The organism is Sphingomonas sp. DC4900, from assembly GCF_049896485.1.
GTDB classification, from domain to species: Bacteria; Pseudomonadota; Alphaproteobacteria; order Sphingomonadales; family Sphingomonadaceae; genus Sphingomonas; species Sphingomonas aquatilis.
Genome location: NZ_JAFCUK010000007.1, coordinates 65,564 through 89,936, shown reverse-complemented (window position 1 = coordinate 89,936; position 24,373 = coordinate 65,564). Strand labels below are relative to the sequence as shown.

At 67.4% G+C, this 24,373-nt stretch carries 28 protein-coding genes and 1 tRNA gene; 6 read left to right on the top strand and 23 right to left on the bottom strand.

The genetic code is table 11. The features are described 5' to 3' along the window. Positions 1 to 55: 55 nt before the first annotated feature. Positions 56 to 1,282, bottom strand: coding sequence for an RtcB family protein (locus ACP690_RS10045; RefSeq protein ID WP_426256660.1), 1,227 nt, complete (start codon positions 1,280 to 1,282; stop codon positions 56 to 58). A 257-nt stretch (positions 1,283 to 1,539) separates the two neighbouring features. Here ACP690_RS10045 and rtcR point away from each other — a divergent pair, with 257 nt between their 5' ends. Then, on the top strand, positions 1,540 to 3,132 hold the full coding sequence (gene rtcR / locus ACP690_RS10040) for an RNA repair transcriptional activator RtcR (RefSeq protein ID WP_426261022.1): 1,593 nt from the start codon (positions 1,540 to 1,542) through the stop codon (positions 3,130 to 3,132). Positions 3,133 to 3,459: 327 nt separating this feature from the next. Here the strand turns inward: rtcR and ACP690_RS10035 are convergent. Together ACP690_RS10035 and ACP690_RS10030 are read right to left on the bottom strand one after the other, a co-directional pair. Then, positions 3,460 to 3,534 (bottom strand) — tRNA-Gln (locus ACP690_RS10035). A 95-nt stretch (positions 3,535 to 3,629) separates the two neighbouring features. Then, on the bottom strand, positions 3,630 to 4,736 hold the full coding sequence (locus ACP690_RS10030) for a branched-chain amino acid aminotransferase (RefSeq protein WP_147034926.1): 1,107 nt from the start codon (positions 4,734 to 4,736) through the stop codon (positions 3,630 to 3,632). 61 nt (positions 4,737 to 4,797) lie between these two features. On the opposite strand from ACP690_RS10030, the gene ACP690_RS10025 reads away from it, so the two are divergent. Continuing rightward, positions 4,798 to 5,286 carry a MarR family transcriptional regulator gene (locus ACP690_RS10025; protein ID WP_426261023.1) on the top strand — a complete coding sequence of 163 codons (489 nt, stop codon included), beginning with the start codon at positions 4,798 to 4,800 and terminating at the stop codon, positions 5,284 to 5,286. 35 nt (positions 5,287 to 5,321) lie between these two features. Here ACP690_RS10025 and ACP690_RS10020 read toward each other — a convergent pair whose 3' ends face one another. The 5 genes from ACP690_RS10020 to ACP690_RS10000 form a co-directional block, all read right to left on the bottom strand. Next, positions 5,322 to 6,113, bottom strand: a complete 792-nt coding sequence (locus tag ACP690_RS10020) for a pyrroline-5-carboxylate reductase family protein (protein ID WP_426261024.1) — start codon at positions 6,111 to 6,113, stop codon at positions 5,322 to 5,324. Positions 6,114 to 6,117: 4 nt separating this feature from the next. Then, positions 6,118 to 6,621 (bottom strand): YbjN domain-containing protein, encoded by a 504-nt coding sequence (locus ACP690_RS10015; protein ID WP_147034929.1) that lies wholly within the window; start codon positions 6,619 to 6,621, stop codon positions 6,118 to 6,120. A 110-nt stretch (positions 6,622 to 6,731) separates the two neighbouring features. Continuing rightward, complete coding sequence (locus ACP690_RS10010; RefSeq protein WP_426261025.1) at positions 6,732 to 6,998, bottom strand: accessory factor UbiK family protein; 267 nt, start codon at positions 6,996 to 6,998, stop codon at positions 6,732 to 6,734. 34 nt (positions 6,999 to 7,032) lie between these two features. Next, complete coding sequence (locus ACP690_RS10005; protein ID WP_426261075.1) at positions 7,033 to 7,551, bottom strand: TspO/MBR family protein; 519 nt, start codon at positions 7,549 to 7,551, stop codon at positions 7,033 to 7,035. Between the two features lie 114 nt (positions 7,552 to 7,665). Then, positions 7,666 to 8,406 carry a TlyA family RNA methyltransferase gene (locus ACP690_RS10000; RefSeq protein WP_426261026.1) on the bottom strand — a complete coding sequence of 247 codons (741 nt, stop codon included), beginning with the start codon at positions 8,404 to 8,406 and terminating at the stop codon, positions 7,666 to 7,668. Positions 8,407 to 8,794: 388 nt separating this feature from the next. Between ACP690_RS10000 and ACP690_RS09995 the strand changes: the two genes are divergently transcribed. Then, the gene (locus ACP690_RS09995; protein WP_426261027.1) at positions 8,795 to 9,466 is read left to right on the top strand and encodes an RBBP9/YdeN family alpha/beta hydrolase; all 672 of its coding nucleotides are present in this window, start codon (positions 8,795 to 8,797) and stop codon (positions 9,464 to 9,466) included. Here ACP690_RS09995 and ACP690_RS09990 read toward each other — a convergent pair whose 3' ends face one another. The 10 genes from ACP690_RS09990 to ACP690_RS09945 form a co-directional block, all read right to left on the bottom strand. Then, positions 9,467 to 9,877 (bottom strand): PIN domain-containing protein, encoded by a 411-nt coding sequence (locus tag ACP690_RS09990; RefSeq protein ID WP_426261028.1) that lies wholly within the window; start codon positions 9,875 to 9,877, stop codon positions 9,467 to 9,469. Next, on the bottom strand, positions 9,874 to 10,101 hold the full coding sequence (locus ACP690_RS09985) for a hypothetical protein (RefSeq protein WP_147034932.1): 228 nt from the start codon (positions 10,099 to 10,101) through the stop codon (positions 9,874 to 9,876). The genes ACP690_RS09990 and ACP690_RS09985 overlap by 4 nt, the downstream gene beginning before the upstream one ends. A gap of 60 nt (positions 10,102 to 10,161) precedes the next feature. After that, a complete protein-coding gene (locus ACP690_RS09980) occupies positions 10,162 to 11,235 on the bottom strand; it encodes a helix-turn-helix domain-containing protein (protein ID WP_426261029.1) in 1,074 nt (357 codons plus the stop codon). Further along, the gene (locus tag ACP690_RS09975) at positions 11,228 to 11,377 is read right to left on the bottom strand and encodes a hypothetical protein (protein WP_167509683.1); all 150 of its coding nucleotides are present in this window, start codon (positions 11,375 to 11,377) and stop codon (positions 11,228 to 11,230) included. Before ACP690_RS09975 ends, ACP690_RS09980 begins: the two co-directional genes overlap by 8 nt. Then, positions 11,374 to 13,299 carry a 1-deoxy-D-xylulose-5-phosphate synthase gene (dxs, locus tag ACP690_RS09970; protein ID WP_426261030.1) on the bottom strand — a complete coding sequence of 642 codons (1,926 nt, stop codon included), beginning with the start codon at positions 13,297 to 13,299 and terminating at the stop codon, positions 11,374 to 11,376. Before dxs ends, ACP690_RS09975 begins: the two co-directional genes overlap by 4 nt. A gap of 54 nt (positions 13,300 to 13,353) precedes the next feature. Continuing rightward, entirely contained in the window at positions 13,354 to 13,821 is a 468-nt protein-coding gene (locus tag ACP690_RS09965; protein WP_017977944.1) for a Fur family transcriptional regulator, read from the bottom strand. A gap of 41 nt (positions 13,822 to 13,862) precedes the next feature. After that, entirely contained in the window at positions 13,863 to 14,234 is a 372-nt protein-coding gene (locus tag ACP690_RS09960; RefSeq protein ID WP_017977943.1) for a MerC domain-containing protein, read from the bottom strand. Between the two features lie 113 nt (positions 14,235 to 14,347). Further along, positions 14,348 to 14,698, bottom strand: coding sequence for a hypothetical protein (locus ACP690_RS09955; protein ID WP_426261031.1), 351 nt, complete (start codon positions 14,696 to 14,698; stop codon positions 14,348 to 14,350). A gap of 74 nt (positions 14,699 to 14,772) precedes the next feature. Continuing rightward, on the bottom strand, positions 14,773 to 15,444 hold the full coding sequence (locus ACP690_RS09950; protein ID WP_426261076.1) for a ZIP family metal transporter: 672 nt from the start codon (positions 15,442 to 15,444) through the stop codon (positions 14,773 to 14,775). Between the two features lie 388 nt (positions 15,445 to 15,832). Next, on the bottom strand, positions 15,833 to 16,228 hold the full coding sequence (locus ACP690_RS09945) for an STAS/SEC14 domain-containing protein (RefSeq protein WP_426261032.1): 396 nt from the start codon (positions 16,226 to 16,228) through the stop codon (positions 15,833 to 15,835). 320 nt (positions 16,229 to 16,548) lie between these two features. On the opposite strand from ACP690_RS09945, the gene ACP690_RS09940 reads away from it, so the two are divergent. The 3 genes from ACP690_RS09940 (at position 16,549) to rpsI (ending at position 18,779) form a co-directional block, all read left to right on the top strand. Beyond that, positions 16,549 to 17,595, top strand: coding sequence for a COX15/CtaA family protein (locus ACP690_RS09940; RefSeq protein ID WP_426261033.1), 1,047 nt, complete (start codon positions 16,549 to 16,551; stop codon positions 17,593 to 17,595). A gap of 144 nt (positions 17,596 to 17,739) precedes the next feature. Then, the gene (rplM, locus tag ACP690_RS09935) at positions 17,740 to 18,219 is read left to right on the top strand and encodes a 50S ribosomal protein L13 (RefSeq protein ID WP_017977937.1); all 480 of its coding nucleotides are present in this window, start codon (positions 17,740 to 17,742) and stop codon (positions 18,217 to 18,219) included. Next, positions 18,219 to 18,779, top strand: a complete 561-nt coding sequence (rpsI, locus tag ACP690_RS09930; protein ID WP_426261034.1) for a 30S ribosomal protein S9 — start codon at positions 18,219 to 18,221, stop codon at positions 18,777 to 18,779. Before rplM ends, rpsI begins: the two co-directional genes overlap by 1 nt. 167 nt (positions 18,780 to 18,946) lie before the next feature. On the opposite strand, the gene ACP690_RS09925 is transcribed toward rpsI, so the two are convergent. The 5 genes from ACP690_RS09925 to ACP690_RS09905 all read right to left on the bottom strand — a co-directional run bounded on the left by ACP690_RS09925 (position 18,947) and on the right by ACP690_RS09905 (position 24,350). Next, positions 18,947 to 21,484 (bottom strand): TonB-dependent receptor domain-containing protein, encoded by a 2,538-nt coding sequence (locus tag ACP690_RS09925; RefSeq protein ID WP_426261035.1) that lies wholly within the window; start codon positions 21,482 to 21,484, stop codon positions 18,947 to 18,949. Positions 21,485 to 21,564: 80 nt separating this feature from the next. Then, positions 21,565 to 22,170 (bottom strand): ATP-binding cassette domain-containing protein, encoded by a 606-nt coding sequence (locus tag ACP690_RS09920; protein WP_426289686.1) that lies wholly within the window; start codon positions 22,168 to 22,170, stop codon positions 21,565 to 21,567. Next, entirely contained in the window at positions 22,160 to 22,849 is a 690-nt protein-coding gene (modB, locus tag ACP690_RS09915) for a molybdate ABC transporter permease subunit (protein ID WP_063688041.1), read from the bottom strand. The genes ACP690_RS09920 and modB overlap by 11 nt, the downstream gene beginning before the upstream one ends. Further along, on the bottom strand, positions 22,849 to 23,601 hold the full coding sequence (gene modA, locus ACP690_RS09910) for a molybdate ABC transporter substrate-binding protein (protein ID WP_043059411.1): 753 nt from the start codon (positions 23,599 to 23,601) through the stop codon (positions 22,849 to 22,851). The genes modB and modA overlap by 1 nt, the downstream gene beginning before the upstream one ends. A gap of 95 nt (positions 23,602 to 23,696) precedes the next feature. Next, the gene (locus ACP690_RS09905; RefSeq protein ID WP_426289683.1) at positions 23,697 to 24,350 is read right to left on the bottom strand and encodes a phosphoribosylanthranilate isomerase; all 654 of its coding nucleotides are present in this window, start codon (positions 24,348 to 24,350) and stop codon (positions 23,697 to 23,699) included. Positions 24,351 to 24,373: the final 23 nt, after the last annotated feature.

Below are 24,373 nucleotides of genomic sequence, written 5' to 3'. Positions count from 1 at the left end.
CTTGGCGGCCGGTGAAGCGGGGCAACAGGCGCCCGGCCTGTCGCTATCTCCCGCTTCACCCTTTGACGCACACCACCTGTTTCAACGTGTGGACGATCTCCACCAGATCGGCCTGGGCGGCCATCACGGCTTCGATCGGCTTATAAGCCTTGGGCGTCTCGTCGATCACGCCCTCGTCCTTGCGGCATTCGACGCCCGCCGTATCGGCGATATGCTCGTCCAGCGTCACCAGCTTCTTGGCGGCCGTTCGGCTCATCACCCGGCCCGCACCGTGGCTGCAGCTATCGAACGAATCCGGGTTGCCGAGCCCACGGACGATGAACGACTTGGCGCCCATCGATCCGGGGATGATCCCCATCACCCCCTTCGCCGCGCGCACCGCGCCCTTGCGGGTCACCAGCACGTTCTCGCCGAAGTGGTTTTCGCGCGTGACGTAATTGTGGTGGCAATTGACCGCCTCCAACTCCGCCTCGAACGGCTTGGCGATGACCTTGCGCAGCGCGGCGATGACGTTGGTCATCATCATCCGCCGGTTGAGCGCCGCATAATCCTGCGCCCAGCCGACCGCCTCGACATAATCGTCGAAATGGTCGGTCCCCTCCGGGAAATAGGCGAGGTCCTCATCGGGCAGGTTCAGGTGCCATTTGCGCATGTCCTGCTTGGCCAGTTCGATGAAGAAGGTGCCGATCGCGTTGCCGACGCCGCGCGAACCGGAGTGCAGCATCACCCACACCCGCGCCTCTTCGTCGAGGCACAGTTCGATGAAGTGGTTGCCGGTTCCCAGCGTTCCGAGGTGCACGAGGTTGTTCGTGTTCTTGAGCCGCGGGTGCTTCTCGCAGATCCGGTCGAAGCGCTGGACGAGCGTCGCCCAGGCCGAGACGATCGCGGGCGGCGGCGAGCCCCAACTCCCATTGTCGCGCTTGCCCCGGCCGACGCTGCGGCCATGCGGCACCGCCTGCTCGATCGCCGAGCGGACACCCTCCAGATGGTCGGGCAGATCGCTCGCCATCAGCGAGGTGCGCGCCGCCATCATGCCGCATCCGATATCGACCCCGACCGCCGCCGGAATGACCGCGCCTTTGGTTGGGATCACCGAACCCACCGTCGCGCCGATGCCGATATGGACGTCGGGCATGGCGGCGACATGCTTGAAGATGAACGGCATCTGCGCCGCCCGCGCCAATTGCGCCCGCGCGCCGTCCTCGACGGGAACGCCCCGCGTCCACGCCTTGATCGGCACGCCGCCGGGGACGTCGGTGTATTCGTAAGCGGTGGCGGTCATGGTCTAACTCCTCGGACTTACCTGTGAGGCGGCCGGCCTATTCCGGCCGCCTCTGCCGCGTGTCGAACCGTTCAATGCCATGCGATCCGACGAACATGGCATTGCGAGGAGCGTGCCAAATGCCGCCAGACCGTCGAAGATTTGGCCTATCCACCTCACAACTCGTGCTTTTCTCAAAAGTCCGATGCTAAGCGGATTGACCTGCACCTGACGCGGTTACGATTGACATAGATCGTAGTTTATCCTATTGTATCGCCATGAAGCCCACGGTCGCTATCGGTTTTCTCGGCTCGACACTCGACGCTGGCAAATTCGACACCGGGCGGTGGAGCCGATGGCGGCCGACAGTCGGCCTCACCATGCACGAAGACCTGCGGATCGATCGGCTCGTCCTGATCCACGGGACCCAGCATGCGCGCCTTGCCGCATTCGTGGCGCTCGACATCGCCTCCGTGTCGCCGGAAACGCGGGTCGAGATGCAGGTGATGGACTTCGCCGACCCATGGGACTTCGAGGAGGTCTATGGAAAGCTGCTCGACTTCGCGCGGGCCTATCCGTTCGATCCCGATGCGGAAGACTATCTCGTCCACATCACGACCGGCACGCACGTCGCACAGATCTGCCTGTTCCTGCTGACCGAGGCACATTATCTGCCGGGTGGCCTGCTTCAGACACAGCCTGCCCGTGGGTCTGGCGGCGCGGCGGGGACGTGGAACATCATCGACCTCGACCTGTCGCGCTACGACAGCATCGCAACGCGCTTCGCTGCCGACAGCGCCGAGAGCACCAGCTTCCTGAAATCGGGCATCGACACAAGCAACGCCGCCTTCAACGCGATGATCGACGAGATCGAGCAGGTCGCCGTCCGCAGCCGCGCACCCTTGCTGCTGATGGGTCCGACCGGCGCGGGCAAGAGCCAACTCGCCCGGCGCATCTACGAACTGAAGCGGATCAAGCGACAGGTGAAGGGGCCGCTGGTCGAGGTGAACTGCGCGACGCTGAAGGGTGACAGCGCGATGTCGGCCCTGTTCGGCCACCGCAAGGGCGCCTTCACCGGCGCCGCCGCGGACCGCGCCGGGCTGCTGCGCACGGCGGACACCGGCGTTCTGTTTCTCGACGAGATCGGCGAACTCGGCCTCGACGAACAGGCGATGATCCTGCGCGCGATCGAGGACAAGCGCTTCCTGCCCGTGGGCGCCGACCGCGAAATCGAAAGCGACTTCCAACTGATTGCCGGCACCAACCGCGACCTTGCCGCCTGCGTGGCGGCGGGGACGTTCCGCGAAGACCTGTATGCGCGGCTGAACCTCTGGACCTTCGCGCTGCCCGGCCTTGCCGAGCGCCGCGAGGATATCGCACCCAACCTCGACTATGAACTCGACCGCCACGCCGAGCGCGAGGGCGACCGCATCACCTTCAACAAGGAAGCGCGCGACCGTTATCTCGGCTTCGCGACCAGTGCCGAGGCGCGCTGGCCGGGCAACTTCCGCGACCTCGCCGCCAGCGTCACCCGCATGGCGACCTTCAGTCCATCGGGACGGATCAACGTCGACTGCGTCACTGGCGAGATCGCGCGGCTCAAGCGCCTTTGGACGGGCGGGGTGGACGCACCTGATACACTCGCCGGACTACTGTCGCCTAAGCAGTTGGACGCGCTGGACCCGTTCGATCGGGTCCAGTTGGCCCATGTGGTGGACACCTGTCGCGAGAGCCGCTCCTTATCCGAAGCCGGCCGCACCCTGTTCGCCGCATCCCGCCGTCAGCGCACCTCGACCAACGACGCCGATCGCCTGCGCAAATATCTGGCGCGGTTCGATCTGAGCTGGACCGACGTGATGGGCGATCGCTGACCCTCTAGGATACGGGGCGGCCGATGCCGACCCATGCCACTCAGGCCGCCGCCGTGATCCTGCTCCAACCCGCGCGGAAAGCGCTGATCTCGTCCGCCCAGAGTTGATGGGCCGTGTCGGCAAGATCGGGGTGCTCGCCGGCCCATCCGCTCGGCAGGTGTTGTCGCGCCGCGCCGGTAAACATGTTTAAGACCAAAACCGCGGCCTTCCCGGCCAGCGCATTGGTACAATCCGATGCACAATTGTGCAGGTGCCAACGGCCGACCCTGATAGTCAGCCAGCGTCTTCAAACACTTAGCAGCCAATTGGCTGGGATTTCAGGCAGCATGGCTGGGGCGGCAGGATTCGAACCTGCGTATGACGGTACCAAAAACCGTTGCCTTACCGCTTGGCGACGCCCCACCGGGAGGCGCGCCTTATAGCCGGCGGGCGGCGTGTGAAAAGCCCCAACGCGCCGGGTTTTCGCGTGAAAGCCACGAAAACCCGGCCGCGCGTCCTCAATCCAGTCGTTCGAGCCAGCCGTGCGGGTCGGCGGCGCGGCCGCGCTGGATCGCCGACAGCGCGTCGAGCATGCGCTGCGTCAGCTGGCCGGTGCCGCCGCTGCCGATGGTGAAACGGCCGGTCGCTTCCACCACCTGGCCGATCGGGGTGACGACCGCGGCGGTGCCGCAGGCGAAGGCTTCGGTCAGGCGGCCGCTCGCGGCGTCGGCGCGCCACTGGTCGATGCCATAGGGCTCCTCGCGCACCGTCAGGCCCTGGTCGCGGGCGATGCGGATGATCGAATCGCGGGTGATGCCGGGCAGGATCGTGCCGGTCAGCGGTGGGGTGACCATCGATCCGTCGTCGAACACGAAGAAGACGTTCATGCCGCCCAGTTCCTCGACCCAGCGGCGCTCGACCGCGTCGAGGAAGACGACCTGGTCGCACCCTTGCGCGATCGCTTCCGACTGCGCGGCGAGGCTGGCGGCGTAATTGCCGCCGCACTTCGCCTCGCCGGTGCCGCCGGGCGCGGCGCGCGTGTAATTCTGGCTGACCCAGATCGACACCGCGCGCGCGCCGCCCTTCCAATAGGCGCCGACCGAGGATGCGATGACCATGTAGAGATATTCGGCGGACGGCTTCACGCCCAGGAACGCCTCGCTCGCATACATGAAGGGGCGCAGGTACAGCGCGCCGCCATCGATCTGCGGGAACCAGTCGCGCTCGGTACGGACCAATTGGCGGCACGATTCGAGGAACAGCTCTTCGGGCAGTTCGGGCATCGCGAGGCGGCGCGCGCTGTTGTTGAAGCGGCGGGCGTTCGCGTCCGGCCGGAACAGCGCCATGCCGCCGTCATCCAGGCGATAGGCCTTCAGCCCTTCGAAAATCTCCTGCGCATAATGCAGCACCGCGGTGGAGGGATCGACCGTCACCGGCGCGCGCGCGGTGATGACGGCGTCGTGCCAGCCCTGCCCCTCGGTGTAGCGGATCACCGCCATATGGTCGGTGAAGACGCGGCCGAACCCCGGATCGACCAGCCGCGCCGCGCGCTCGTTGGCGTCCACCGGCGTGGTGCTGGGATCGAAGCGAAAAGCGGCCGACCCGGCCGTCGAAGGCGCATTCATTTGATTTCTCTCAGACATCAGGGGTTGCAGACGCGTAGGGACGGTGGCTAAACCGGTCAATATGGCTGCCCCAGTGTCCTCCGCATCCGCGCAATTCCTGCGTGAACCCGAACTCCGTCGTGGCATGGAACTGCTGTATTTCGGCCATAGCCATCTCACGCGCTCCATCGACCAGGGGCTTGCCGCCCAGGGATTGGGCCGCGCGCACCACCGTGCCTTGTATTTCATCGCCCGCAAGCCCGATCTGACGGTCAGCGAGCTGCTGGCGATGCTGGCGATCACCAAGCAATCGCTGGGTCGCGTACTCAACGAGCTGAGCGACCGCAAGCTCGTCACAGCCCGCCCCGGCGAACGCGACCGCCGCCAGCGGCTGCTGCGTTTGACCACGGAAGGGGCGCAGCTCGAAAGCGACCTGTTCGAGGCGGTGCGCGTCAAGATGGCGCAGGCCTATCAGGCCGCCGGCCAGGAGGCGGTGTCGGGCTATTGGGCGGTGCTGGAGGGCATGATCCCCGAGGCCGAGCGCGCCAACGTCCAGAAGCTGGGGCTCTAACCCCCACGCCCATCGGCTGGGCAGCGCCCCGCGGCTCAGCGCGTTTCGGCCGCCATCTCGCGGTTCCGGCGCGCCGAGGCGGCCAGCGTATCGGTCAGCAGCGCGACCAGCCCGTCGGCACGATCGAGCACGTTCAATCCCTGGCGCGTCGATCCGCCCGGACTCGCCACACGATCGGCGAGCGTTGCGGGCGGAGCATCGGCGTCCGCCGCCATGACTGCGGCGCCCTCCAGCGTCGCGAGCGCCAGCCGCGCCGCCTGATCCGCCGGCAACCCCAGCGCCGCCCCCGCCTGCGCCAACGCATCGGCGAAGCGGAACACGAAGCCCGGCCCGCAGCCGGCCAGCGCGGTCACGTCGTCGAACCGCGCTTCGTCGGCGATCCACTCGACATGGCCCAACGGCCGCATCCAGGCGGTCACCTCGTCGCGCACGCTTGCGTCCGCGGTGGAGGAATGGAGCGCCACCACGCCCTTGCCGATCGCGACGGGCAGGTTCGGCATCGCGCGCACCACCGCCCCGGCGCGGCACAGCGGCGCCAGCGTCGCCTCCTCCACCCCGGCCAGGATCGACACCAGCAGCCGCGGCGCATGCCCCGCGATCGCACCGCCCGACAGGCTGCGCAGCTGTTGTGGTTTCAGCCCCAGCAGGATGACGTCATACGCCCCCTCCTCCGCCGCCGGCACCGCGGGTACGACGCGCACGCCCTCGGGCATCGCACGGCCGCTGGGGCTGACGACGGTGACGGCGCGCGCCTCCATCCCCGCCGCCAGCCAGCGGCGCAGCATCGCGCCGCCCATATTGCCTGCGCCGATCATCAGCAGCTTCACCGCGTCAAGCCTCGCCCTGCGTCTCGATCAGTGCCGCGGCCAGCGCCTCGCGCGGGGTCTTGCCGCCCCACAGGACGAACTGGAATACCGGGTAGAAGCGCTCGCACTCCTCGATTGCCGATTCGACCAGCAGCTCGGCCGCACCCAACGACATCGTGCCCTCGTCCTCGCCGTCGATCATCGCCGCATGCCGATACAGCAGCACGCCGGAGGACGACCAAAGCTCGAAATGGCCGATCCACAATTGTTCGTTGACCAGCCCGATCGCCTCATAGACGCCGCTGCGCCGATCGTCGGTCACCTTGATGTCGGGGAAGGCGAGGAATTGCAGGACGCTATCGTCCTCACGCCACAGCGCGCGCAATTCGTACGTGGTCCAGCTGCCCTTGACCGTCGCGACGATCTCGTCGTCATGCCGCTCATGCTCCCAGCCATGCGCAGCGTAATAAGCCTCGAGCATGTCGATGGGGGCGGCGGGATCGGTATCGTGTTCGGCGGAATCGAGCATTATCGTGCCCCTTATCGCACGACGAAGCTGCCGAGGCAAAAAGCCCCACGCAACCCCGTCGTGGACAAGCCTGTCGATAAAGCTGTGGAAAAGTGGGTCAGGCGCCCCAATCAGGCAACCGGCGCCGCACTGGTGGCAAGCTTCGCCTCCAGCGCATCGATCCGGGCCTTCAGCGTGTCATTTTCGTCGCGGGCGGCGACGGCCATCGCCTTCACCACTTCGAACTCGTCGCGGCTGACGAAATCGAGCCCGCCGATCCATTCGCGCATCCGGGCGCGCGCACCCGATTCCGCCTCGCGCCCCACGCCTGCGAGCGTCCCGGCGGCGCCGTTCATCAGCTTCACGAAATCATCGAACAGGCGGTTGTCGGACTGCATATCATCGGTTCCCGGCACATAAGCGTGCGTATTGTCACAGCATCTGGGACGTGTGCGCCCCTGGCACAAGGGTTTCCGCACCGGGGTTGAGCTGGCCGATCCGCCACGTCAGCACGCCGGCGAAGCTGATCCACACCATATAGGGCACGATCAGCCACGCCGCAGCGGTACGAATCCGCCCAAACAGTACCGTTGTGACGATCGACAGCAACAGCATCGCGACGATCACGACCAGCGCCGCGCCGATGCGATGCGCGCCGAAGAACAGCGGCGTCCAGGCGAGGTTGAGGGCGAACTGCACCGCGAACACCGCCAGCGCCAGCCCCCGCCCGCGCGCGCCGCGCGCATGCAGGATGAGCGCGACCGCAAGGCCCAGCAGGATGTACAGCGACGTCCAGGCGACCGGAAACACCCAGCCCGGCGGCGTTAGCTCGGGCTTTTGCAGCGCGACGTACCAGCTATTCTCCGACCCCGCCGGCACGGCACGGCCCGAGGCGAAGCCCAGCAGCAGGATCAGCGGCACGGTCACGATCGCCCAGCGCAGGAACGACATTCGCAGCTGACCCTTGGACGCAATCCCGCTCACCGACGCTTCCTCCGCATGCCTTTCGCGCCCCTTGTCGCGTGACGGCCCGTTCGTAAAGCGTCCGTTACGATTATCGTTCCGTCATGGCCCGTTTCGGGATGCCGCGACCAGAAATTCGATATTGCCTTCGGGCCCTGTGATCGGGCTTTCGGTGACGCCCGCGACGCTCCAGCCGCTCGCCTCCAGCCACGCGACCACGGCGTCGCATACCCGGGCATGCACGGCGGGATCGCGCACCACGCCGCCCTTGCCCACCTCCTCGCGCCCCGCTTCGAATTGGGGCTTGATGAGGGCGAGCAGACGCGCGCCTTCTCGGGCGAAGGTCATCGGCCGTTCCAGCACCTTGGACAGACCGATGAAGCTCGCATCGCAGACGATCAGGTCGACGGGCTCGGGGATATGCGCGTCGGTCAGGATCCGTGCGCTGGTCTGTTCGTGGACGATCACGCGCGGGTCCTGGCGCAGCTTCCAGGCGAGCTGGTTGGTGCCGCTGTCGACCGCATAGACGCGCGCCGCGCCACGGGTCAGCAGCACGTCGGTGAAGCCGCCCGTCGACGATCCCACGTCGATCGCGACGGCGCCGGTCACGTCCCACCCGACATGGTCCAGGCCGTGCGCCAGCTTGATGCCGCCGCGCGACACCCAGGGATGATCGCGCCCACGCACCTCGATCGGCGCATCCACGGGCAGCGCCTGCCCCGGCTTGTCGACCTTGCGCGTGTCGACGAACACCAGCCCCGCCATCACGAGCGCCTGCGCCCGCGTCTTCGATTCGGCGAGCCCGCGGTTCACGAGCAACTGGTCGGCACGGATCTTCGCCATCAGGGCTCCGTAGCGAGGGCACCGCCCGGCGTCACGCCCCCTGCTGTGCGATGGCACCCCCGCGCTCCCACTCACATCGCCGATCGCCCCCGTCATTCATGGGCAGTCGCCCACCCCGGCCCCACCCGTCATTCCCGCGAAGGCGGGAATCCAGACGCGCTACCGCTCCGATTCCATCACAAACGTCGGAGGTTCTGGAGTCCCGCCTACGCGGGAATGACGGCTCTTGCCCCCTCCCGCTCCACCCGTCGCATCCCGCCCTCCATCAGCCGCGACTCTATTGCCTATAGGAATAGTAGGATTACCTTGCCTGTCGGGAAGCATGACCGTACGGCGTGTCCCGATACGCCGGCCGGCCCCGCTGTCCCCCACTGGAGGGAGATGCAGCATGACCGGATTTTCCCATTACGACGCGACCTTGCCGACCATCCTGACCGTGCCCGGCCTCGGCGGCTCCGGGCCTTCGCACTGGCAGACCTTGTGGGAGGAGGCGCGGCCCGACACCGTCCGCGTCGAACTCGGCATGTGGCACACGCCGCACCGCAACGCCTGGGTGACGAAGCTCGACCAGGCGATCGCCCGCGCCGAAGCCCCCGTCATCCTCGCCGCGCACAGCCTCGGCTGCCTTGCGGTGGCGTGGTGGGCGGAACTATCGCCGCAACCCTATGGTTGGCCGGTCGCCGGCGCGCTGCTCGTCGCGCCTGCGGATGTCGACCGCCCGAACGCGCCCGACGAATTGCGCGGCTTCGCGCCGACGCCGAAGACGCCCCTGCCCTTCCCGTCGATCGTCGTCGCGTCGAGTGACGATCCGTGGATCACCATCGACCGTGCGCACAGCCTCGCGGCGCAATGGGGCAGTCATTTCGTCGATGCCGGGCCGCAGGGCCATCTCAACGCCGCGAGCGGGGTCGGCTGGTGGCGCGAAGGGCAGGAACTGCTCGACCGCGTGATCGCCGCCGGCACCGATGGGCACGGCCATGCCCGCTCCCCCGGCGATGCCCGCTCGATCCTGGCGATCAACGCGACCGACGCCGCGCAGTCGCACTATCTCGGCCGATAGCTATCCCGTGACGGGCGCAAATGGATTCACGATCCGGACGCGCCCGTCGATGACGAGGCCATCGTGCATATCCTCGGAATAGAGCGTGTCGCACTCCGCCGTCAGCGCCGCAGCAGCGATCATCGCATCGTAGACCGACAGGCGATAGCGTTCGGCCAGGCGCAGGCCGAGGTGGTGGAGGTCCAGGTTGGCAATCACGATCGTCGCGCTACGCGCGATGATCGCATCAACCGCTCGCACGATTGTCGGCCAATCCCGCTTCTGCTTCCGCAGCAGGACATTGGCCAACTCGTTCAGCGACTGGACGCTGACCACGCACCCTTCATCAAGCAATCGCAATGTGACCGAACGGCGGGCATCGTCACCAAAGGCGTAGACAAGAACGTTGGTATCGAAAAACGCCGGTGTCACCGCGCGTTGGCTTCCTCGCGATCGAACTTGTAACCGGGCGGAAGCGGTTGCGACAACTCTCGGATCGTGTCCATCGCACGTCTGCGTTCCTCGTCGGACACGTCGATGGTGATAACGTTCGATTTCACGACCTTGACCGCGTCGCCCTCATGCAAGCCCAACGCCGCGACGACGTCTGCGGGGACCTGAACGACATAGCCATCGGGCGTCTTGGTCAGCTTCATGGCCCGTCGCATACCACGAAACCGGCCGCCGTGCGAGCGGCCGGCCGTGGGCCTCCGCCGTCAGCGCTTCGCGTCGAACGTCAGCAAAGACGGCTCCGCCGGCACCGCGTCTAGGCTCTTGAAGTTGCGATAGTGCGCGCTGTTGAAGCCCACCGCATAGGCCTGCCCGGCCACCGCAGTACATTGCATCGTAAAGCTGCGCCCATCCGCCGACCGGCGCGGCGTGCCGTCGCATTCGGGATAGGCGCCGCGGTCGGACTTCACGAAGGAAAAGTCCCCCGGCTGCATCGGCCGGTCGAAGGTAACGCCGAGCGTGAACGGCCCCGGCGGGATCGTCGCGTGCATCGCCGGCGTCGTCGTCACCACATAGGGCACGTCGGCGGCGCGCCGGTACAGATAGGTGACGAACGCTGCGCCCTGGCCGGTGTCGTCCCCGCCGACCGAAAAGCTCGACTCATCGGTGAACCCCAGCCTCCGCACGCCGGAAAGGCCGACCTGCTGCACCTCCAGCAACGCCGCATTGGCGGTGCCGCCCGGTGCGATCCGCCCGGCCACCTCGCACAGATCCGTCGCGCACAGGACGCGCAGGCTGTTGACCCCGTCGATCCTGCCGAACCGGTTCATCAGCCGCGTTTCCGCCGGCGCGGCCCAGCCGGCGTCACGCGCTTCCCGGCGTACCCGCGCATGCAGTGCCGCCGCGTCATGGGGCTTGTCCACCACCAGAGAGCCGAGCAACGGATCGGCCGCCTGCCCCCGTTCCTGCTGCCAGCCGATGCCGCCCAGCAGCACTGCCGCCGCCGCTATGCCGAGTCCCAATACCATCGGACGCACCCCTTTCCGTGTCGTGCCCGCCGCACGCTGCGGCAGGTCCGGCACGGCCTCTGGCGGCACGGCGGCGGCGGGGGCCACCCCGATTTTTGCGTCACAATTTTCTTGGGCGGCCAGCGCGCGGGCGAGATCACGGCTGCTGCCCGCACCCGTCTTGCGCCGCGCCTCGCGCAGCCGCTCGTTCACCCCGTGAACGCTGAGACCCAGCGCTGCCGCAGCCGTCTTGGCGGTATGCCCCGCCGCCAGCAGCGCCAGAATCTGCCGCTCCGCCTCCGTCAGCGAGGCGAAGCGGCCCGACTCAGACACCGCGGTCCTCGCGCGGGTCCGCCTCCAGCGCCCGGCCCTTCGCCGTCGCCGCCTTCATCGCGCGGTACATGCGCACGTTGACCGCGATCAGCACCACGACCGCCAGGCCGATGATGATCGCGGCCTTCAGCGGTCCGCTCACGCGCGCGCGCCCTCGTGTACGCCCGTGCTGTTATGGCGCAGCGCGGTCAGCACCGTGCTGACGATATGGTCGGCGTCGAGGCCCGCCTCGGCGTATTGCTTCTCGGGCTTGTCCTGATCCTGGAACGTGTCGGGCAGGCGCATCGTACGCAGCTTCAGCCCGCCGTCGATCAGCCCTTCGTCGCTCGCCAGCGTCAGCACATGCGCGCCGAAGCCGCCGACCGCATTTTCCTCGATCGTCACCGCGACCTCATGCGTGGTGAGCAGGCGGCGGATCAGCGCCTCGTCCAGCGGCTTGGCGAAGCGCAGGTCGGCGACCGTGGTCGACAGCCCCTTCGCCTCCAGCGTGTCGGCCGCCTTCAGCGCCTCCTCCAGCCGGGTGCCAAGCGACAGGATCGCCACCGTCTTGCCCTCGCGGACGACGCGGCCCTTGCCGATCTCCAGTCGCTCCGGCACCTCCGGCAGATCGACACCGACGCCGGCCCCGCGCGGATAGCGCACCGCGATCGGCCCGCTGTCGTGCAGCGCGGCGGTGTGCGTCATATGCACCAGCTCCGCCTCGTCCGCCGCCGCCATCACGACGAAATTCGGCAGCGTCGCCAGATAGGTGACGTCGAACGATCCGGCATGCGTCGCGCCATCGGCACCCACCAGCCCCGCGCGATCGATCGCGAAGCGAACGGGAAGATTCTGGATCGCGACGTCATGCACCACCTGATCGTAGGCACGCTGCAGGAAGGTCGAATAGATCGCGCAGAACGGTCGCATGCCCTGCGCCGCGAGCCCCGCCGCAAAGGTGACGGCATGCTGCTCCGCGATCCCCACGTCGAACGCACGATCCGGAAACGCCTTGGCGAAGCGGTCGACGCCCGTGCCCGAGGGCATCGCCGCGGTGATCGCGACGATCGTCGGATCGCGCTGCCCTTCCGTCACCAGCTGGTCGCCGAACACGTTCTGATATTGCGGCGGCCCGGGAGGCGCTTTCGCCTGCGCACCGGTGATGACGTCGAACTTCTGCACGCCGTGATACTTGTCCGCTGCGGCCTCGGCGGGGGCATAGCCCTTGCCCTTCTTGGTCACGACATGGACCAGAATCGGCCCTTCCTCGGCATCGCGGACGTTCTCGAGCACCGGGATCAGATGGTCGAGGTTATGCCCGTCGATCGGCCCGACGTAATAGAAGCCCAGCTCCTCGAACAGCGTGCCGCCCATTGTCATGCCGCGGGCGAATTCGTCGGTCTTGCGCGCGGCGTGATGGAACGGCCGCGGCAGGCGGCGGGCGAAGCGCTTCAGGATATCGCGCACCCCTAAGAATTCGCGGCTCGACACGATGCGCGACAGATATGCCGACAGCCCGCCCACCGGCGGCGCGATCGACATGTCATTGTCGTTCAAGATCACGACCAGCCGGTTGCCCGCCTGTTCGGCGTTGTTCATCGCCTCGTACGCCATGCCGGCGGACATCGACCCGTCGCCGATCACCGCGATGCCACGCCCGGGCGTGCCGGCGAGCTTGTTCGCCACCGCAAAGCCCAGCGCCGCCGAGATCGAGGTCGACGAATGCGCCGCACCGAACGGATCGTATTCGCTCTCGCTGCGCTTGGTGAAGCCGCTGAGGCCCCCACCCTGGCGCAACGTGCGGATGCGGTCCCGGCGCCCGGTCAGGATCTTGTGCGGATAGCATTGGTGCCCGACGTCCCAGACCAGCCGGTCGCGCGGCGTGTCGAAGACATAGTGGATCGCGGTGGTCAGCTCGACCACGCCCAGCCCGGAGCCGAGGTGGCCACCGGTCGTCCCGACGGCGGAGATCGTCTCCTGCCGCAGCTCGTCCGCCAGTTGGCGCAGCTGCTCGGGCTTTAATTTTCGCAGCTCTTCCGGGGTGTTGACGGTATCGAGCAGCGGAGTCTCAGGGAGTTCGGCCATCCCACCCGTCTACGCGCTTCGCCATCGGCTGTCGATTGGCAGCGCGAACCGGGCTCAGTCGCAGTCGGCGCAGCGCCCCCGCACCTCGATCACGGGACGAACCGGTGTGAATCCAGCAGCTTGCGCGGCAGACCGCACCCCACGGGTGACGCTGTCGTCGTCCAGATGCACGGTTCGTCCACAGGAATCGCACACCAGAAAGATGCAGTCGTGCAGGCAATCGGGATGCGCGTTGGCGACGTAAGCGTTGGAGCTTTCGACCTTTCGCGACAGGTTCGCGGCGACGAACACGTCGAGGATGCGATAGATGCTGTTGGCGGCCACCCGCCGCCCCTCACGCTGCGACAATGCATCGGCGATGTCATAGGCGCTGGCCGGCTTGTCGAACGCCGCCAGCGCCGCGAACACGCTGGCGCGCATCGGCGTCCATTGTTCGCCCGCTTTTTCCAGCGTCGTTTGCGCGGCCTTCATCAGGTCGTCGCCTTGCGGCTCGTGGTGATCGTGATGCGCGTGGCTGGCCATGCTGCTGAAATAAGGTGCGCTCGCCCCCGCGGCAAGCGGCGTCAGTGCCCGGCGCGGCGGTTCAGGTCGTGCCCGAAGGCGAGCAGGCCGACGCCGATCACGGTCCACAGCGTTTCCGCGCCATGGCCGCCCTCATGCGGCAGGCTCATCGCGCCCGCCATGATCCCCAGACCGAACGATCCCATTGCGGCGGGCATGATATAGCCATGCTCCATCACCCCCCGCCCCAGCGCCACCGCGCCGAGCAGGATCGCGATGCTGAGGCCGATTTCGTGGAACAGCGGGTTGAGCAGCAGCCCGCCCGCCGCGGACAGCATGGCGAGCAGCACCGCACTCGCGATGCAATGGACGACGCACAGCCCCGACAACGCGATCGCCGCGCGATCGAGCCCCGCCCAGCCGAAGCTGCGCACGACCGAGGTCGTATGGGAGTGAGTCCTATGGTCCATCCGAGCCGACCATCTAGGCGCAGCCGCGCTGCGTTACAACATTACATCTCCGAATTTTACGGCAACAGGCGACGCCGTCACTGCGGCGCGCCGGGCGGGGCGAGCCGGATCACGCTATCGGGCTGTACCGACTGGATTCCCGCAACCCGCTCCAACCGTCGCCGTAACGCCGCGCCGTCCTGCGGCCGCCGGGCCGTCACCGCGAATCCGCCGATGGTCGCGTAGGAATAGAGGATCCTGCCGCCCGCGCGCTCGATCCTGCGCTGCACCCTCGCTCGCTTTACGGACGTCGCGCAGTCGCACGACACGATGAACGTCGACGGGGCGGACGCGCCGTTCGCCAACGGCCGGGCCAATAGCGGCGCGGGCACGCATGCGGCCACCACCAGCAGCGTCAGTGGCCACCCGCGTCCGATTATATGCGCCATGCCATCGTCCTTCCCGTAATATGGCGCGATGCTATCCGCCCCGGCTGTACCGGCGATGAAGCCGCACGGCGCCGTCAGCCCGCCGCATAGGTGACGCACGCCATCACGCCGATCCCCGCCATGCTCGCCAGCCCCGCGCCATAGCCCCGCGCGCCGCCGCGGCTACGCGGCAGCAATTCGGACGCACCGATGTACAGAAAGCCGCCGGCGAACAGTGCGAGCAGCAGCGAGAGGTGATGCGCGTCGATGCGGATCGCCTGCCCGATCGCGACGCCCGCCAGCGGCGCGACGGCATTGGCGATCAGCCAGCGGTGCGCCCGCTCCGGCCGGCACGCGGTGGACGATATCCCGATCATATTGGCGCCGTCCGCCATGTCGTGCGCCAGCACGGCCGCCGCCACCAGCCAGCCGGTCGACTGCGACACCTGGAAGGCAAAGCCGATGCCCAACCCGTCCATCAGACTGTGCAGCGCCAGGCTGACGCGCCCGACCATCGCCCCTCCGGGCAACCGGTGGAGCAGGATATACAGCGCCATGCCGATCGCGACCGCGCCGAACACCCATTCGCTCGCGCTCCCGCCGCCCTCCACCGCCTCGGGCAGCAGATCGAGCAACGCCAGCCCCACGACCATCCCGCCGGTCAGCCCGAACAACAGGTCCTGCCGCCGCCCGAACCGCATGGCGAGTCGCCCGCCGGCATAGGTCGATCCGGCGGCGGCGATCCCCAACAGATACGGGACCAGCATCACCGTGCCGCCCCCGTCGTCCCGAACGCCAGAGCGCCCGGCAATTGCACGTCGTCGTGCATCGCAACCTCCATGATATAATGTATCATGCGTTAGGTGCAGCCGAAGGTGTTGTCCAGTCGGTGGAGGGGCTCGGGTCATCGGACCCGCGCAAACGACACGCGATGCCGTCCCTAATTCCTCCCCCGCCAGGGGGAGGTGGCGCCGCCGAAGGCGGTGACGGAGGGGGCGGACAGGAACGTCCTTAATAACGAGGCGCTACCCTTACCTCCCCCTCCGTCATGCCTGCGGCATGCCACCTCCCCCTGGCGGGGGAGGAATTATCGTACATTTCCTGCTTCGAACGATCCGCGCGTCATGCCCCGTGGCACCCCCGGCCTCACCCCGCCTACGCCGCAACCGGTTGCGACGACGCGTCACCCTCTTCCGCAAACAGCCAGGCCCGCGCCTCGTCCTTGTCGGTGAAGAACCGGAACTCGGGGCGGTTGCGCGTCGCGCGGACCGCCTGCATCCGCGGCATGACGTCGCCCGTATACATGGCCACCCGCCGCGATCGGACGATCGGATTCTCCATGATCTTGGTCAACGCGGCGATGACCTCCTGGCTCTGCGTCATCGCACCGGTGTAATCGCACAGGCTGATCGGCGCCCGCCCGGTCGCCTGGATACGGCGCCCCGCTTCGGTAACCGCGCGATGGAAGTCGCTGATGGTCTCGAGCGTCCAAAAGCCGAAGATTGTACTTTCGAAACAGCCGCGTTCGATGTCTACCGTTACGTTAAACATCGAAAACTCCTGCCCAATCCTGGACATGATCTATCGCGATTTGGTTACGGGAACGTGCATGCCCTATCGGAGCGCAAAATATCGCTGTCCTATTTGGGAAAAAGCGCGAACAGTCGGCATATGACTGATTCGGTCCGGCGCGATTCGTTGCCGGCATCCTGTTCCGTCGTAGGACGTCCCTCGCCGCTCCGGTCGATCCGCCCCCTCGCATGGGAGGGCTTCGGGACGCACCGTATCGTCCACTTCGTCCACTTCCACGCTCGTTTTGGCGGTTTCGACGCCGCTGGTCGGCGGTCGGGAACAGGCGTATGAGCCTCGGCATGCTTCAACCCAGCGCCGCTTTCCTTTCCCGTGCCCGCCCTCGCAGCGTGGCGCGATGGCTGTTCGTCGTCGCCGGCCTGATCGTCGCGATGGTCGTGATCGGCGGCATCACCCGCCTGACCGAATCCGGCCTGTCGATTACGCAATGGAAACCGATCAGCGGCACCATCCCGCCGCTGAACCAGGCGCAGTGGCAGGCCGAATTCGACAATTACAAACGCATCCCGGAATATCAGGCGTTCAACCGCGACATGACGCTCGCCGGGTTCAAGCACATCTTCTTCTGGGAATATCTGCACCGGCTGTGGGGCCGGCTGATCGGCATGGCCTTCGCGCTGCCGCTGCTGTGGTTCGCGGTGCGGCGCCAGATTCCGGCGGGCTATGGCTGGCGCCTCGGCGCGCTGCTCGCGCTTGGCGGTTTTCAGGGCGCGATCGGCTGGTGGATGGTCGCCTCGGGCCTGTCGGTCCGCACCGACGTCAGCCATATCCGCCTCGCCGTCCATCTGCTCACCGCGTTGACCATCCTCGCCGGCATCGTCTGGACCGCGCTCGACCTGATGGCGCTCCACCGCGATCCCTCGGCGCCGCCAGCACGGCTGACGCGCACCGCGGTGCTGGCGCTGGCGGCGCTGGTCGTGCAGCTCATCTACGGCGCGTTCACCGCAGGCCTCGATGCCGGCTATGCCTTCGCCAGCTGGCCGCTGATGGGCGACGCTGTGTTCCCGGCGGGCGTGCCCATGGTCGATCCCGCGTGGCGCAATGCGGTCGACAATCCCGTCGTCGTCCAGTTCTTCCACCGCTGGTGGGCGTTCGCCACCGCCGCTGCCTTGGTCTGGCTGGCGATCCGGGCGACGCGCAGCGGATCGAAGGCGGGGCTGTGGGTCGTGCTGCTCGTGACGCTGCAGATCGTGCTCGGCATCGCCACGTTGATGAGCGGTGTGCAGATCGACATCGCCGTCGCGCATCAGGGCAATGCCGCGCTGCTGCTGATCGCCACCGTCTTTGCCGCGCATGCGATCGGGGGCCGCGACCGCCGCTTCGCCTGAGCGACGGCGGCCTGTGGTATTATTTTACCCGTCAGCAAACCCGCTGTTTGCTTGACTTTCGCAGGCCCCTCCCGCATTGGCACGCTCAACCACGCCGCTTGGAAACAGGCGGCGTGTCTCGTTTCAAACCGAAAGGTCTCGCCCATGAAGGCGCTCATGAAGACCACCAAGTCGGCCAAGCCGCATGAGGTGGAAAAGAAGTGGCACATCATCGACGCCACCGACCTCGTCGTCGGCCGCACCGCGTCGATCATCGCCAACATCCTGCGCGGCAAGCACAAGACGTCGTTCACCCCGCACGTTGACTGCGGTGACAATGTGATCGTCATCAACGCCGACAAGATCCGCTTCACGTCGAACAAGGCGGCGAAGAAGGTCTATTACAAGCACACCGGCTATGCCGGCGGCATCAAGGGCATCACCGCCGCCAAGGTTCTCGAAGGCCGCTTCCCGGAGCGCGTCCTAGAAAAGGCCGTCGAGCGTATGATCCCCCGTGGTCCGCTCGGCCGCGAGCAGATGCGCAATCTGCGCATCTTCAAGGGTTCGGAGCATCCGCACGAAGCCCAGAACCCTGAGGTTCTCGATATCGCGGGCATGAACCGCAAGAACAAGGTGGGCGCGTAATGACCGACAATCGCCAGTCCCTTTCCGATCTCGCCTCGCTGACCCAGCAGGCGGCCCAGGCTCCCGCCGCCACTTCGGCGACCAACGGCGCCGCCAATGGTGCTGAGGGCGAAACCGCCGCGCCGGTGCAGACCCAGCCGACCACGCCGCTGCGTCAGCAGGAACTCGACAAGTTCGGCCGCGCCTATGCGACCGGCCGTCGTAAGGACGCCGTCGCACGCGTCTGGCTGAAGCCGGGTTCGGGCAAGATCACGATCAACGGTCGTGACCAGGAAGTGTATTTCGCGCGTCCGACGCTGCGCCTCGTCATCAACCAGGTGTTCGGCATCACCGAGCGCGAAGGTCAGTATGACGTCGTCTGCACCGTCAAGGGCGGTGGCCTCTCGGGTCAGGCCGGTGCGGTCAAGCACGGCATCAGCCAAGCGCTGACCAAGTACGAGCCGATCCTGCGCTCGCCGGTCAAGGCCGCTGGCTTCCTGACCCGCGACAGCCGTACGGTCGAGCGTAAGAAGTACGGCCGCGCCAAGGCGCGTCGCAGCTTCCAGTTCTCGAAGCGTTAATCCGCGGGCGGCTTTGGATTGTTTCGGTAATCCAAAGACTTGCCACGGCGGCCAGCGAAGGCGGCATCGCTGCCTTCGTCTGACGTTACGGATTTGCTCCGTGACGGCACGGCCCGAAGCCAAAAACGAAAAGGCGGCCCGGCAACGGACCGCCTTTTTCGTTGCCGTCAGAATAACTTACGCACCGACAGCTTCGCGATCCGCCCATACCAGTCCAGAAACGACGGCTGGAAGGCATAGGGCGTCGCCCCGGTCCGGTCCCGAACCTGCACCCGGTTGTTGAACAGGTTCTGCACCGTAAATTGCAGCGTCATCCGCTTCGTCCAATCGGCCTTCGGCGCCAGCTTGGCGGCATCGAACGTCGAATAGAGCGAAAAGAACATTCTCGGCGAAAAGCGCAGGTCGGCGCTCGGAATGTCGCTGCGGATCCGGGTTGGCGACTTCCACAGGCCGAAGATGCCGCCCTGCACCGCCCCCACCGAACCGCCGATCGCCCCCTGTGCCTCGAACCGCGACCGCTCCTGCACGCTGCTCACCCCATCGCCGGCCAGCGCGTCGAACACCGGCTGCCCTGGCCGCAGCCTCACCTGATCGTCCAGCCGCAGCGTCGCAGTGACGAAGCTGTACAGAGACGGCCGTTGCCGTTGCGGCGGCGGCGGCGGGGCGGTGCTGCCGGCCGGCGCGGCAGGCGGCTTGGGCACAGCGCCCAGCGGCGTCCACAGGTTGATCCGCCCCTCCAGCTTGCGCTCCCGTTCGAAGGCGACGTTGATCGGCCGCAGGTCCGCCGTCAGCAATTGGCCATCGGCATCGCGGCGAAACCGCTCCGGAAACGCCGCGAGCAACGCCGGGCTGCCCCGGACGATGTTGACCGTCTGATCGTCGATCCGCGTCTCGATATAGTTGAGCGCCAGCCGCAACTCACGAGCCTTCATCGGCTTCCACGTCGCCCCCAATGTGCTGACGCGCCGCCGCTCCGGCGCCAGATCGGCATTGCCGCCACTCGTCAGGGTGACGAGCGCATTGGTGCCCGTCGCGAAGTCGAAGAAGGCGACGTTAGCGATCGTGACGACCGGCTGGGTCAGTTGCGCGATGTCCGGCGCGTTCTGCGTCACGTTCAGCGACGCGGTGACCTGCACCGGCGCAACCGGAGTCCAGGTCAGCCCCAGATAGCGCGACAGCAGGCTCCCGTAATTCGATACCGACGATACGCCCAGCGTCGCATTGGCCGATAGCGTGCCGATCGCGCCCAGCACGCCCCGCTCCCGCGATGCGATCGGCAGATCGACGTTGGCGCTCGCGCTCCGCACCGACCGCGTCAGGCTCCGCGTGGTCCCTTCGCTCTCAGCCAGGGTGCCGTTGCTACCGGTGCGGGCATAGTCCGCGGTCAGCGTCATCCGCGCCTCTCCCGCCGGCAGTCGCGCCACGGGCCCCGTCGCCGTCGCGTTGCTCGACAGCGTCTCCGCGACCGATCGGCTGCGGCTGGTCAACCGGGTCGCGACGTCCTGCGCCGCAAAGCCGCGAAACGGATCGGCACCGGCCGTGATCGCCGCCTGGACGCGTGTCAGATCCACGCCCTGATCGAGCATGAAGCGGGTGAGCGCCCGGTCGTAATTGCCGGTGACGGTCCACAGCCAGCGCTTCACGCTCCCCTGCACCGTGCCGCCCGCATGCAATTGCAGGCCCCCGCCCGACTGGCGCAGGACGCCGGCCTCCGGCAGATTGCGGTACAGCAGGACGTCGGTGCCGAAGGGCGAATACGGGTTGCTCCCGGGGACGCGCAGCACCGCGGTGGCGAGGCCACCCGGTCGCGACCCGCCCTTGGCGTCCATCGACAGGTTGAGCGATGCCGTCACCGTCTTGCCGATCGGTACGGCCTGCGTCGCGTTAATCTTAACCTCGTCGTTCGATTGCAGCGCCCCATACGGCGCCATGTCGAACCGCCGTGGCACGTTCGCCGCCGCGGCATAGGCCGACAACAGACCACGCCGGGCCGGATCGAGCGGCACGGGCGCCACCGTCACGCGTTGCCCCGCCAGCGCGTCGAGCCTCGGCGACAGGCTTGCCCCGCCGATCCCGGTGACGTTGCCGGTCGGATCGAACAGGCTGTCGGGATCGGCAAAAGTCGGCCGCCGCGCATAGGGCAACGCGTCTTGGTGGAGATATTCGATCGTCGCGACGAAGCGCCGGTCGCGATCGATCCGCGTCGGACTGAGCGACAGCGTCGCGGCGCTGCCGCCGCCATCGGTCGTGGTCGACGCGCTCTGCTCTACGGCCAGTGCACGGAAATGCGGCTTCGTGATAAAATTGACAAGTCTAACGGTCGGCGGAAAGCCGAAGCGCGACGCCTCCGTCTCGGGCAGCACCTCGGTCCGCTCGATCGCCTCGGGCGGCAGCGTCTGCACCTCCTGATAGCCGGAGATGCGGCGCCCGTTGAGCAGGAACACGGGATCGGCGCCACTTGCCGAGGTGGTCAGCGGCTTCAACTGACGCAGGATATCGTCGATGTTGGTGCCGAGCGTCCGCAATTGCCCGGCGTCGAGTACGGCAACCGGCTCCACATCGCCGATCGCCGACCCACGTGGTCGCTTGCCGGTGATGACGATGTCGCCCGTCTTCGCCTCGTCCGCCTGCGCTGCGGCGACACCCGGAGCCAACATCGCAACGCCAGCGAGCACACGCAGACAGCCAAGACGCGAGTCGTGCATGACCGCTTCTCCCCCCAAAGCCCGGCCGCGATGCTCCCGACCGCCCCGATGTCTGGCAGGCAATTGCGGTGAAAGATTGGTCAGAAGCGGACGATACGTGTGCCCAGCCGCTCCGCTTCTTCAGGGTCGTGCGTCACCATCAGGATCGGCAGGCGAACCTCGTCGCGGACGCGCAGGATCGCGTCCATGATCTCACCCCGCCGTGCCCGGTCGAGCGACGACAAGGGTTCGTCGAGCAGCAGGAAGGCGGGGTCGCTGAGCAGGGCTCGGCCGATCGCCACCCGCCGCGCCTCCCCGCCCGACAACGTGCCCGGCCAGCGCCCCAGGAGATGGCCGATGCCCAGCATCGCCACAGTGGCATCAAGGGCGCTCTCGTCGTCCTTCGCCCCGTATAAAAGATTGGCGCGCACCCGGCGGTGCGGGAACAGCCGCGGGTCCTGAAAGACATAGCCCGCCCGCCGCCGCTCGGGCGGCAGGTCGATGCCGGCCGCCGCGTCGAACACCACCGTGTCGCCGACCACGATCCGGCCCGCGTCCGGGCGCAACAGGCCGGCGACCATGTTGAGCACGCTGGTCTTGCCGATACCGGACGGCCCGAACAGCACCGTCAGCCCCTCGCCGACCGCCAGATCGATCGCGACGCGCGTGTCGCCCAGCGTCTTGGTGACGCGCACTTCAAAGGACATGCAGCCCCCGTCGCACGCGCCGGGTGAGCAATTCGGACGCCAGCAGCGCGATCAGGCTCAGCGCCACCGCGATCCCCGACAGCCGCCACACGCTCGCCTCCGCCCCCGGTTGCTGGAGCGCCGAATAGATGGCGAGCGGCAGCGTCTGCGTCTGCCCCGGCACGTTGGAGACGAAGGTGATCGTCGCGCCGAACTCCCCGATCGAGCGCGCGAAGCCCAGCACCGCGCCCGCCAGTACGCCGGGCAGGCTGAGCGGCAGCGTCAGCGTCCAGAACACGCGGGCAGGCCCCGCCCCCAGCGTGCGCGCCGCGCTTTCCAGACGCGGGTCGACCGCCTCGATCGACAGCCGCATCGCGCGCACCATCAGCGGCATCGCCATCACGCCCGCCGCGATCGCCGCCCCGGTCCAGCGAAACAGCACGCTCACCCCAAACCAGCGCTCGAGCAGCGCGCCGGCGGGGCCGTTCGGGCCGAAGGCAATGAGCAGCAGCCACCCCGTCACCACCGGCGGCACCACCAGCGGCAGGTGGACGATCGCGTCGAGCAGCAATTTGCCCGGAAACCGCCCGCGCGCCAAAGCCCACGCCAGCGCGAAGGCGACCGGCAGCATCGCCGCCACCGCCACCCCGCCGACGCGCAGGCTCAGCCCGACGATCCCCCATTCCTCTGCCGAGAGCATCAGCGGGGCAGGAACCCGTAACGGCGGAAGATCGCTTTGCCCGGCGCGCTGATCAGGAAGCGGCGGAACCGCTCGCCTTCCGGGTTCGTCGATCGGGCGAGGCGCGCGATCGGATAGGTGACGGGCGGATGGCTGCTCGCCGGAAAAACGCCCGCGATCCGCACCTTGGCCGACGCCTTGGCATCGGTGGCGTAGACGATCCCGAGCGGCGCTGCGCCGCGTTCGACCAATGTCAGTGCCGCGCGGACGCTGTCGCCGCGCACCACCTTGGGCGCGACCGCACTCCACACGCCGAGCGATTTCAACGCCGCCTCGCCATATTGGCCCGCCGGGACCGGTGCATCCGCCATGGCGAGTGGCCCCGCACCCAACACCCGCGCCAGCGCGGCGGGTGGACGCACCGGGATGCGCACCGGATTGTCCTTCGCGGCGATGACCACCAGCTGGTTGCCGAGGAAGGTGACGCGGCTTGCCGGCACGATCAGTCGCTTGGCGGCGAGCGCATCCATCCATTGCTGGTCCGCCGACACGAACAGATCGGCGTCGCCCCCCGCCTCTACCTGCCGCGCCAGTGCGGACGATGCGGCGAAGGAGATCACGGGCCGCGGATGGCCCCGCTTCGCCCAGGCATCGGCCGCGGCGGTCATCGATTCCTGCAGACTGGCCGCCGCCAGCACCAGCGGCGGCTTGGCCTGCGCAATCGCCGGAGCGGCAGCGAAGAGCGACGCCAAAAACAGCAACGGACGGATCATGCAGGCTCCCTAAACGCGTGCACCCGTTCGTAAACCTCGCGCGCCGGGAAGGCGATGCCATTCTGCCGACGTTTACCGGCTCACGGCACGACAGCCTATCGAGACATCGCCATGTCGGCCGCGCGCACGGCATGCATGAACGCATCGAGCTTGGCAGCGTCGAGATGACCGTCCGTACGCACGCCGGAGCACAGGTCGAGCCCATATGGCCTCACCTGGCGGATCGCCTCGCCCACGTTGCTTGCGGACAGGCCGCCGGCCAGAAAGACCGGACGCGTGCTCGCGCGAACGAAATCGGCGCTGATCGTCCAGTCATGCGCCCTGCCCGTGCCGCCCAATTCGGCGATCTTCGCATTCGGCCGGCCGGAATCGAGAAGGAATGCGTGGACGTACGGCGAATACAGGGAGATCATGTCGAGGGCTTCGCGCCCCTCGACGTGGATCACCTGTACCCGACGGACGTGGGGGACGCGTTCCGCAAGCTCTCGGGATTCCGCGACATCGATGTGCGACACGATTTGCACCGTCGTCGGCTGCGTGCGCGACACATGCTCCGCGATCGCCTCCGCCGTGGTTTCCGACGTCAGCAGGAACGTGGCGAGGGGCGGCAGGGCGGCCGCCGTGATGTCGGCGATCCGATCATCGGGGATCGGCCCGGGGCCCGATGGCATACGCGCCACCAAACCCAATGCATCCGCCCCGGCGGCGATCGCCATATCCGCTTCGTCACGTGACGCGATGCAGCACACCTTTACGCGTGTTCGGAACACAG

Excerpts from the sequence above, each read along its gene's own strand:
- ACP690_RS10045 (WP_426256660.1), bottom strand. The coding sequence starts at position 1,282 with ATGACCGCCACCGCTTACGAATACACCGACGTCCCCGGCGGCGTGCCG.
- rtcR (WP_426261022.1), top strand. The coding sequence starts at position 1,540 with ATGAAGCCCACGGTCGCTATCGGTTTTCTCGGCTCGACACTCGACGCT.
- ACP690_RS10030 (WP_147034926.1), bottom strand. The coding sequence starts at position 4,736 with ATGAATGCGCCTTCGACGGCCGGGTCGGCCGCTTTTCGCTTCGATCCC.
- ACP690_RS10025 (WP_426261023.1), top strand. The coding sequence starts at position 4,798 with ATGGCTGCCCCAGTGTCCTCCGCATCCGCGCAATTCCTGCGTGAACCC.
- ACP690_RS10015 (WP_147034929.1), bottom strand. The coding sequence starts at position 6,621 with ATGCTCGATTCCGCCGAACACGATACCGATCCCGCCGCCCCCATCGAC.
- ACP690_RS10010 (WP_426261025.1), bottom strand. The coding sequence starts at position 6,998 with ATGCAGTCCGACAACCGCCTGTTCGATGATTTCGTGAAGCTGATGAAC.
- ACP690_RS10005 (WP_426261075.1), bottom strand. The coding sequence starts at position 7,551 with ATGTCGTTCCTGCGCTGGGCGATCGTGACCGTGCCGCTGATCCTGCTG.
- ACP690_RS10000 (WP_426261026.1), bottom strand. The coding sequence starts at position 8,406 with ATGGCGAAGATCCGTGCCGACCAGTTGCTCGTGAACCGCGGGCTCGCC.
- ACP690_RS09995 (WP_426261027.1), top strand. The coding sequence starts at position 8,795 with ATGACCGGATTTTCCCATTACGACGCGACCTTGCCGACCATCCTGACC.
- ACP690_RS09985 (WP_147034932.1), bottom strand. The coding sequence starts at position 10,101 with ATGAAGCTGACCAAGACGCCCGATGGCTATGTCGTTCAGGTCCCCGCA.
- dxs (WP_426261030.1), bottom strand. The coding sequence starts at position 13,299 with ATGGCCGAACTCCCTGAGACTCCGCTGCTCGATACCGTCAACACCCCG.
- ACP690_RS09965 (WP_017977944.1), bottom strand. The coding sequence starts at position 13,821 with ATGGCCAGCCACGCGCATCACGATCACCACGAGCCGCAAGGCGACGAC.
- ACP690_RS09955 (WP_426261031.1), bottom strand. The coding sequence starts at position 14,698 with ATGGCGCATATAATCGGACGCGGGTGGCCACTGACGCTGCTGGTGGTG.
- ACP690_RS09950 (WP_426261076.1), bottom strand. The coding sequence starts at position 15,444 with ATGCTGGTCCCGTATCTGTTGGGGATCGCCGCCGCCGGATCGACCTAT.
- ACP690_RS09945 (WP_426261032.1), bottom strand. The coding sequence starts at position 16,228 with ATGTTTAACGTAACGGTAGACATCGAACGCGGCTGTTTCGAAAGTACA.
- ACP690_RS09940 (WP_426261033.1), top strand. The coding sequence starts at position 16,549 with ATGCTTCAACCCAGCGCCGCTTTCCTTTCCCGTGCCCGCCCTCGCAGC.
- rplM (WP_017977937.1), top strand. The coding sequence starts at position 17,740 with ATGAAGGCGCTCATGAAGACCACCAAGTCGGCCAAGCCGCATGAGGTG.
- rpsI (WP_426261034.1), top strand. The coding sequence starts at position 18,219 with ATGACCGACAATCGCCAGTCCCTTTCCGATCTCGCCTCGCTGACCCAG.
- ACP690_RS09925 (WP_426261035.1), bottom strand. The coding sequence starts at position 21,484 with ATGCACGACTCGCGTCTTGGCTGTCTGCGTGTGCTCGCTGGCGTTGCG.
- ACP690_RS09920 (WP_426289686.1), bottom strand. The coding sequence starts at position 22,170 with ATGTCCTTTGAAGTGCGCGTCACCAAGACGCTGGGCGACACGCGCGTC.
- modB (WP_063688041.1), bottom strand. The coding sequence starts at position 22,849 with ATGCTCTCGGCAGAGGAATGGGGGATCGTCGGGCTGAGCCTGCGCGTC.
- modA (WP_043059411.1), bottom strand. The coding sequence starts at position 23,601 with ATGATCCGTCCGTTGCTGTTTTTGGCGTCGCTCTTCGCTGCCGCTCCG.